General features: G+C 60.2%; 3 protein-coding genes. All 3 read right to left on the bottom strand.

What is annotated here, in order from left to right; translation table 11 throughout:
• Positions 1 to 766 precede the first annotated feature (766 nt).
• Genes CH256_RS27655 through CH256_RS11300 form a run of 3 tightly spaced genes read right to left on the bottom strand, consistent with a single transcriptional unit; the run spans position 767 to position 7,134 of the window.
• A complete protein-coding gene (locus tag CH256_RS27655) occupies positions 767 to 1,882 on the bottom strand; it encodes a hypothetical protein (RefSeq protein ID WP_143536559.1) in 1,116 nt (371 codons plus the stop codon).
• Positions 1,883 to 1,923: 41 nt separating this feature from the next.
• Entirely contained in the window at positions 1,924 to 4,116 is a 2,193-nt protein-coding gene (locus tag CH256_RS11305; protein WP_094669637.1) for a hypothetical protein, read from the bottom strand.
• A gap of 54 nt (positions 4,117 to 4,170) precedes the next feature.
• Positions 4,171 to 7,134 (bottom strand): ATP-binding protein, encoded by a 2,964-nt coding sequence (locus tag CH256_RS11300; protein WP_094669636.1) that lies wholly within the window; start codon positions 7,132 to 7,134, stop codon positions 4,171 to 4,173.
• Positions 7,135 to 7,167 lie beyond the last annotated feature (33 nt).

The following is a 7,167-nucleotide window of genomic DNA, read 5'->3' as shown; positions in this document are numbered from 1 at the left end:
CCGTGGTGCTCGGCGAGTCCTGTCGTAACTCGCCCACGACAAGGGCCACCCTTCGAATCGTCTACCGCCAAAGTTGACGAACCCGAAGGGTGGCCCTTGTCGTGGGCGAGTTACGACAGGACTCGCCGAGCACCTACATATGAGGTTGTACGGGGACCATCACGTGAGGGTGTACACCGATAATGGGCTACTCGACTGTTAAGTATGCGATTGCCTGTGTCGTCTGAAACTTTGTACAGGGGCCGACTGCACTCCGGATGAGCGCAGCGAAACGCAGACCCGTACAGTTGACGCACCGTTGCGGGAGTCGGTAGCGGATATGCCGTGTTTCTCACGCCTACAATTGTGACGTTCGTGACGCAGACTTTCCACTACTGGCCGTGGCGATTTTCGAACCGTCGTAGGACACATGGAACCTACGCGTTTGCCGGTCCGCGTCGCGAGAGTGCTTCGATGTCCGAATTGGAGTGCTGGACGGTAGGCCTGCTTGAGCGCGGACGTCAGCCGTCGCTCACCGACATCGTGAGCCGTATATGACTCTGAAGTCGTAGGCCCGGATTTCCCGAGGCGCGTCTGCAAAATCCTGACGTTGACACAGGTGTGGGACCGTAAGGCAACTAACCGCACGTGTCATCCAGTCAACTCTCACTCTGCGCGGTCGAATGCCAGTGCCATTTGGTAGACGGATACGCGGGGCCGACACGAATTTACTGCTGAGCTTCGCCTATGACCAATTCTGTCTAGGACCGCCTATGCATGGCATCACTCAGTCGTCCAATTCCTCACTATTCGCTCGTTCGTGATGCCAAACCGTGACTCCCCACTGTGCTCGCCCCGCGGGGATTGCGCGTTCGAGACGGGCGTATAAATCGGGACGAATTATGAGGTCGGTGCCGTTGATTGCTGGGGAGAGGGGCTCGTAGTTGCCGTCGTGGACTAAAAATCCGTGCCAGATGCGTCCGACTAGTGCTGGCCCTTTGCTGTCGACGAGGCAATGTCGAACTGCAGGGGCCTCTGGACTCAAGTCGAGTAGTGCGACCAGCTCTATTCGAGGTGCGAGGCAAAAAGGGTGGAGCCCGACGCCGCGGTCACGATTTGGTGCGCCGCGCTGACCTTCGTAAGTAACCATCGCGGTCAGAGGTCCTTGCAGATCTTCCAATAGCTCCGCAGCTGAGGTCGGGTCCAGGCCCGGAGCAAGTCGGTCGTATCTTGTAAGCCACGCGTTTGGTGGGGCGGTCCCGAGTGGCATTTCTCTGGCGGAGGCAGGCGACTCGACCAACTCCAGCCCGGTGGAGATGATCAATTGACGAGCTGTGCGCGTTGGATATTTGCTCGCCATTGTTCCTTGCCGCTCGAACATTCCGAGTTGAACCCAGTCTTTGTACGGTTTTTCGTCGACACGGACAGGTAGTGCGTCAGACCCGGTAAAGGAGCGCTCGCCTTCCAGATTGATCGCAGCTGTGGGCGGCCATTCGTGTTCGTTGTCGTGCCATGGAATGGGCGTCAGGGTGGGAGCTAGTAGATGATGGCGGGTTGCGGGCCGGGGAACGCGGGATGATTCTTGAAGGACCGCCCACCGGGCCGTGGACGCCAGCGGTAGTGCGAATGCGGCCTCGAACCTCCGGGCATCGGATGAGACGAATCCTTGACTAGCGCGTGCCGATCGAATTCCGGCTGCTGCTTGTTGGAGTGCCTCCTCTGCTTGCTCTTCGTCGTGCAAATATGCGTCGGGAATGCGTTGCGACGACGCTGAGCGAAGCTGTCGAACTTGCTGTCTGGTGCGCTGCTTGACGGTTTCGACTTGGTTGGCGAGATCTTGCGTCACGGCTTCACGCACGCCGGGTGGCTCGTTCACGTCAGTGAGTCGTTCGTCCAGGAACATGCGCACTAGCCCTTCCGCCTGCCTACGCGGACTCATCGACGTCATTGCGGTGCCTCTCCGAGGTCGTGGGCCAGTTCGCGAAATGCTGCGATCACTGAAGGTGACGGCGTAGTAGCTGGCGGATCCGGCACGGGCTGATCGTGTTTGTCGAGAAGCCTGCCCGCTAGTACGCGCACCGATAGTTGGTCGCTCACCGCGAGTTCCTTGAGTCTCGCCACGAGGTCGTCTGCGAGACCGCCGGCCGGTAGGTTCACGTGCACAGTTTCGAGTAGCCAGCAGATGCGCCCTGCGTCCAAGTCCTTTCCGAGGACGTAAGACATCGCGCGTTGAGCGACTCTCGGGCGGATGGTTAGGAGGAATCCGGCAGCGAGAAGGGCGAGCCGTATCTGTTCGCGCCCGGCCTGGGCGATGGTTGACAGCGCTAAGGACGCGAGCGCAACGTCAAGGTCGTCTGACGAGTCCGGGACTGTGGTCGGGTGATAGACGTGCGTTCCTGTCGCAGCTGTCCCGGGAAGGCGGTTGCTGATTACCTCGAATGCGGCATCCCAACAGTTCACAGCGGTGCCGCCGCCGCTTGTTGTGGGCTGGAGGGCGAACGCTGTGATGATGCCTTGGCTACTTCCGTACGAGTGGTACGACTCTGCAGCGATGCGGTCGGTGATAGCTGCAGCGAGGACTCGTTCAGCTGTGTCGGAGTCGAGTTCGTGGGCATGCTGCCAGAGCGTTCTGTGCTTCCTGCCTCCGAATTGCTGCCAGCCCCCGCCTCCCCGGATGCGTTGATACGCGGTCGCAAGGCAGTAGCTGGCGACCTTTGCAACTGCTGGGTCACCGTTAGCGCTTGAGGCCAGGCCGTGCCCGAGGTCGGCGAAGATGTCGTTTCGGGCGAACAACGAAATCTCGCGGGCTACATCATCAATAAGTGTCATTCCGGCGTCGGGACCGTTCCTGAGTGTCGCCTCGAGAATTCGATAGCCAATCGAGTTGGTTGCGGCGTCGTCGTCCCATATCGCGGGCCCGTCTTGGTAGCGGCTGTTTCCGACTGCGTGGGCAATCATTATCAGGCCCGCTCGCCCTTCGGGCACCTCTGGGCGTTCGAGTGACGTCAGGCGCTCAAGGAGCGGTCTTGGTTGGGACGTCGAGTCCGACCAAGGCATCGTATTGCGGTTTGGTTCGTCGGGTCGCACTGATCGAGGGGTGAAACTCGAACCGCCCAAAGCTACGACGGCGTCGATAAGAGCCTCGTCCACAGTCTCTTTGGACTGATCGCGCGTGTACTGCATCGGCTGGTTGTCGTACGAAGCGGCGACGTTGTTGGCAAGGACGGCGAGCATTGTGTCGACGGGTTGACCAGCTCCGCAGTCGTTTTCGAGTCGGTTCAGGATTTCCAGGTCGACCTTTGATGATCGCCAGTCAGCGCCTACTGTAAGTCTGACTGCGGCAAGCACTGCGGGGTCGGCGGCTGAGCTCTGATGTTGCAGCAGGTGTGTCTGTGCGGCGTGTGCGCGTGCGTCGTCGAATCCGACCGTGTCGAGATACAGGTCCGCGGCGTCTCTGGCGGCCGCGATCGGGTCGACAACCGCAGCAATCTTCCACCATTCGGTGACGTAGTGCGACGTGTCGCGACCGTCTGTGTGCTGCCGCACGAGGTAGACCAGGTCGACAAGCTTGGCTAAGCGTATTCGCGCCTTCGCGGTGTCTTCGATATCTTGCACGCTTGCGACGATCTCTGACAGCGTGGGGTCCTTGTGCCCCCCGTAGCTTGCCAACAAGACAGCGGCGCGGTCCCAGCATTGACGTGCCTCGGCGATCTCTCCGGCCTCCACGCAGATGCGGGCGATCTCGAGTTCGAATGCAGCTTGCTCGCTATATCCAGTCTCGTGGTCGATGCGTCGTTCACGTATGACCGCGAGCAGGGCGTGTACGGCGTCGATGCCCAGTTCGTCGGAAACGCGCGTAAGGAGGGCGAGGAGGTCGTTCATGATTAGCGGCCCGTTCTCGCCCCCACCCAAGTTGAGGGTGGTTGTGGTGCCGTCGCCTATCGCGATGAGGCGGTCGACGACTGCATCGAGGTCGGCCTGTTGCACTACGGCGAGCGAATTCTCGATGACCTGGTGAATGAGCGGATGAATAGAATACAGGTCACACGCTCGGGGGTCGCCAGTGTAGGGCGTGGCTTCGGCAGCCAGGTCCACTAGCGCGACGGCCACAGCCGAGGACGCGTCATCGCTGGTCAAAACACCGCTGCGAACGTCGTCTGCGAGTCCGATGGTCGCTACCGTGTAGCGGAGCTACGCGCGGTAGAAACCAACTCCGGATAGTTTGCCGCTAACCATACGTACGAGGGCTGGGTCGATGGCTCGTGCGAGAGTGAGAAAAGTGTGCCATCGATGGACTGCGGCCAAGTCGGCAGTCCGGTTTTCGAGAAGAGCGTCGGTGGCAGCGCTCAGTTCCACCGCCAGATCCGAGACTTCAAGGCCTGCAACGATATCTTGGGCATCGATCCCATGGAAGAGGTATCCGTTCGCATCGAGCGTGGGGTCGAGTTCCCAGGCTCGCCGAGCTAGGTTTCGGGGATCTGGGAGTCCGATTGTGCCGCCCTCTGATAGGTCTGCGAGTGCGAGGTAGGAAATTGCTGAGTTGGTCGGATCGGTCATGGCTGCCGCGATTTGTGGCATGTACTCCGCGGGGAGAACGGCTGTAAACGTGGAAACTAGGTCGGTGAGAGACGCGTCGTGCTCATGCTCCAGATGCTTGGCGACCTGCGGAATGAGCGAAGAGTCGACATCTTGTCGCTGAGTTCGTAGTCGGAGCGCTCCTCGCTGGAGGGCTAGTTGAAGGGCACCGTTTTGGTCCGAGGAGTAGCTCGTCCGATCGGCCTTCTTTTCTGTCTCCCAACTCTCGATGTACTCCTTCCATGGCGTTGCGGCACCGGCTCTGTCGGCCGATTCGCAGATGAGCAGGCCCCACCGTGATGGGAATGTGGGACGGCCGTTGTAGACGAGGCGTTCAGCGACGACATCGGCACCGAGGATGCCCACAATGATATCGGCGTAGTCGATGAGGGTATCTGTGAGAGCGTCGTTTTCGTATGTGTCGATCGCCTTTCGGACTTCGATGCAGGTAGTGAGTGTCGGCCAGTCGAGGCGAGCTTCGGCCTCACGTGAGACGACGCAGAGGGCGCTTTGAAGGGCTCCTGGGGAGTGAAAGTACCTGATGCCGTCTGCAACGAAGCTCGGTCCGAGGAGTTCCTTCAGTTTGTCGTACTCGTCCAGGCTGGCGAGGAGGCCGGGGAGGTGGCGGAAGGCCCGGGAGTCGACGAGAAAGCCCCGGCGCTCGAGCCAGCTGACCATGCTTCGGCGGATCGAGTCGGCGGTCTCGTTGTCGATACTGCGGCGCAGATGGCGAGAGAAGCTCTCATGATGAAGGCGAAGTCCGCCTAGGCCTGGCTGGGTGTTGAGAATTGGGGCAAGTGTCTTCAGGGCGGGTAGAACGTATGACTTGGTAGGTGACCCTAGAACCTCCGCCAATTCGGCGGGGGTAAGCGAGAAGTCACACAGGGCTAGCGTTTCGATCGCGAATTGTTGATCGGGAGTCATTGCACTACACAGGTAGTCGTAATACGCCTCCACCGTCGTGGCTGTATTCGGGACCTGCTCGAGGCGGTAGATGAGTTCGTTGACCGTGAGCGGTGCAGTGTTCTGGTCGAGAGGTGATGCGCCGAGAGCTAGTCGGCAGAGGTAGGTCGCGTACAGAGCGTTCCCGCTGGATCGTTCGTGGATCAACGTGACGATTGTGTCCTGGTCGGACTCCGCGACGGATCCCCCTGTGAGGGGCCGTTCGAGGAGTCCGTGCTTTGCGGCGAGTGCCTCAATCTCGTTGTGAGACATTGGCGGAACTGGGAACGAGTCGCATGTGGAGGCAATGGGGTCCAGATGGGTGCCGGGCTGACTGGCTATCAGTAGACAGACTCCGGCGGGTAGCGCGAGTGTCGCGAGTGTTTCAACCAGGACGCGGGACGGATCCTTGTGCTGGTTGGTGCTGCGGCCGGCAACTCGGTCTACATGGTCGAGGCCATCGACTACGAGAAGCACTGACTTGCCCGGTTCGGCATCGCGGCAGTTCAGGAGCGCCGCTCCGAGTGCATCTATGCTCGCCTCAAATTTTGGTCGCAGGGTCTTGGTCACGCCGGGGACGGCTTTTTCCAGCTGGGCAAGGAGGCTTCCGACGACGACTTCGTTGAGAACTCGTTCGTGTAGATGGTTGTCACCTTGGCCGAGCCAGCAGTGATGGCGGGCGACGATCCAATCATCATGCTGATAGCTATCGGTGAGTTCTTCACAGAGCCATGACTTTCCGACTCCTGGCTCACCGGTGATGACCAGGTGTCCGCCCCCTGGGGCCGTGAGGTCGACGTGTCTGCGGACGGCTGCAATAGCACCGACACGAGCAACGGCAACACTGGTCTCGATCGGGTGTCCTGCATTGACCGCGCCGAAGTCGACGCGTAACCCGAGTCGAGGTTCAATCAGGTCCCGTCGAAGTAGTCCGGTCTCGACTACTCGTGCGGATGTGGCTGCCTGCACTAGTTCGTGCGCGACGAACTCCGGAGTGACATCGGTGTTGGGCGTGCGTCCCGCTCCGAGTTCTTCCCTGACACGGCGGAGGAGAGCACGTTCTGCGGGGCCCGGATCGCTAAAACTGATGGTGGACTCCGGCGCGCCCGTGTCGACGACGAGATGACTACAAGCGTGTCGAAGGTCTTCGTCGCTAAGACCCTCCACCAGCTTCGACCAAGGTCTGTTGGTGCGGAGCGCGGTGGGGTCGAAGCGATACTTGGAGGTAGTGATACCCGGGAGCGGATCGGAAGGTCGGTCAGCGGGGTCGATGGGTGACAAGACGACAGCGAGGTCCTTGTCAGGTTCCTGATCGCGGACGACGATTCGGTAAGTGGTTGCAGGCGAGGACGCGAGGTCTACAAGAAGGGAGTCAAAGACCTTGTCCAGTTTCAGGCCTCTTCTGTCCTGGGAAAACGTCTCCTTTGATAGTTGGCGGTCTGTAGTTGTGTGCTTGATTTGCAAGCGGAGCCGGCTGCGATCCGCGTATCTGATGTTGACATCGTCAAACCGATCGGTGGTGAACCCCTTGGTGTCGATCGTGATGGTCTCCGCGACGTCAAGGAGTAGGTCGACCAGTGCGACCGCCGACAATAGGTCCTGGTAGAAGTAACCGTGGTGGGTGGGGCCGAGACTCATCGCGTTGTAGCCGCCCCTCTGATCGCGCTTGCT

It is taken from the genome of Rhodococcus sp. 05-2254-6 (assembly GCF_002258565.1).
Classification (GTDB): domain Bacteria; phylum Actinomycetota; class Actinomycetes; order Mycobacteriales; family Mycobacteriaceae; genus Rhodococcoides.
Note: the sequence above shows the minus strand (reverse complement) of the source record. Positions and strands in the feature narration are given on the sequence as shown.

Excerpts from the sequence above, each read along its gene's own strand:
- CH256_RS27655 (WP_143536559.1), bottom strand. The coding sequence starts at position 1,882 with ATGTTCCTGGACGAACGACTCACTGACGTGAACGAGCCACCCGGCGTG.
- CH256_RS11300 (WP_094669636.1), bottom strand. The coding sequence starts at position 7,134 with ATGAGTCTCGGCCCCACCCACCACGGTTACTTCTACCAGGACCTATTG.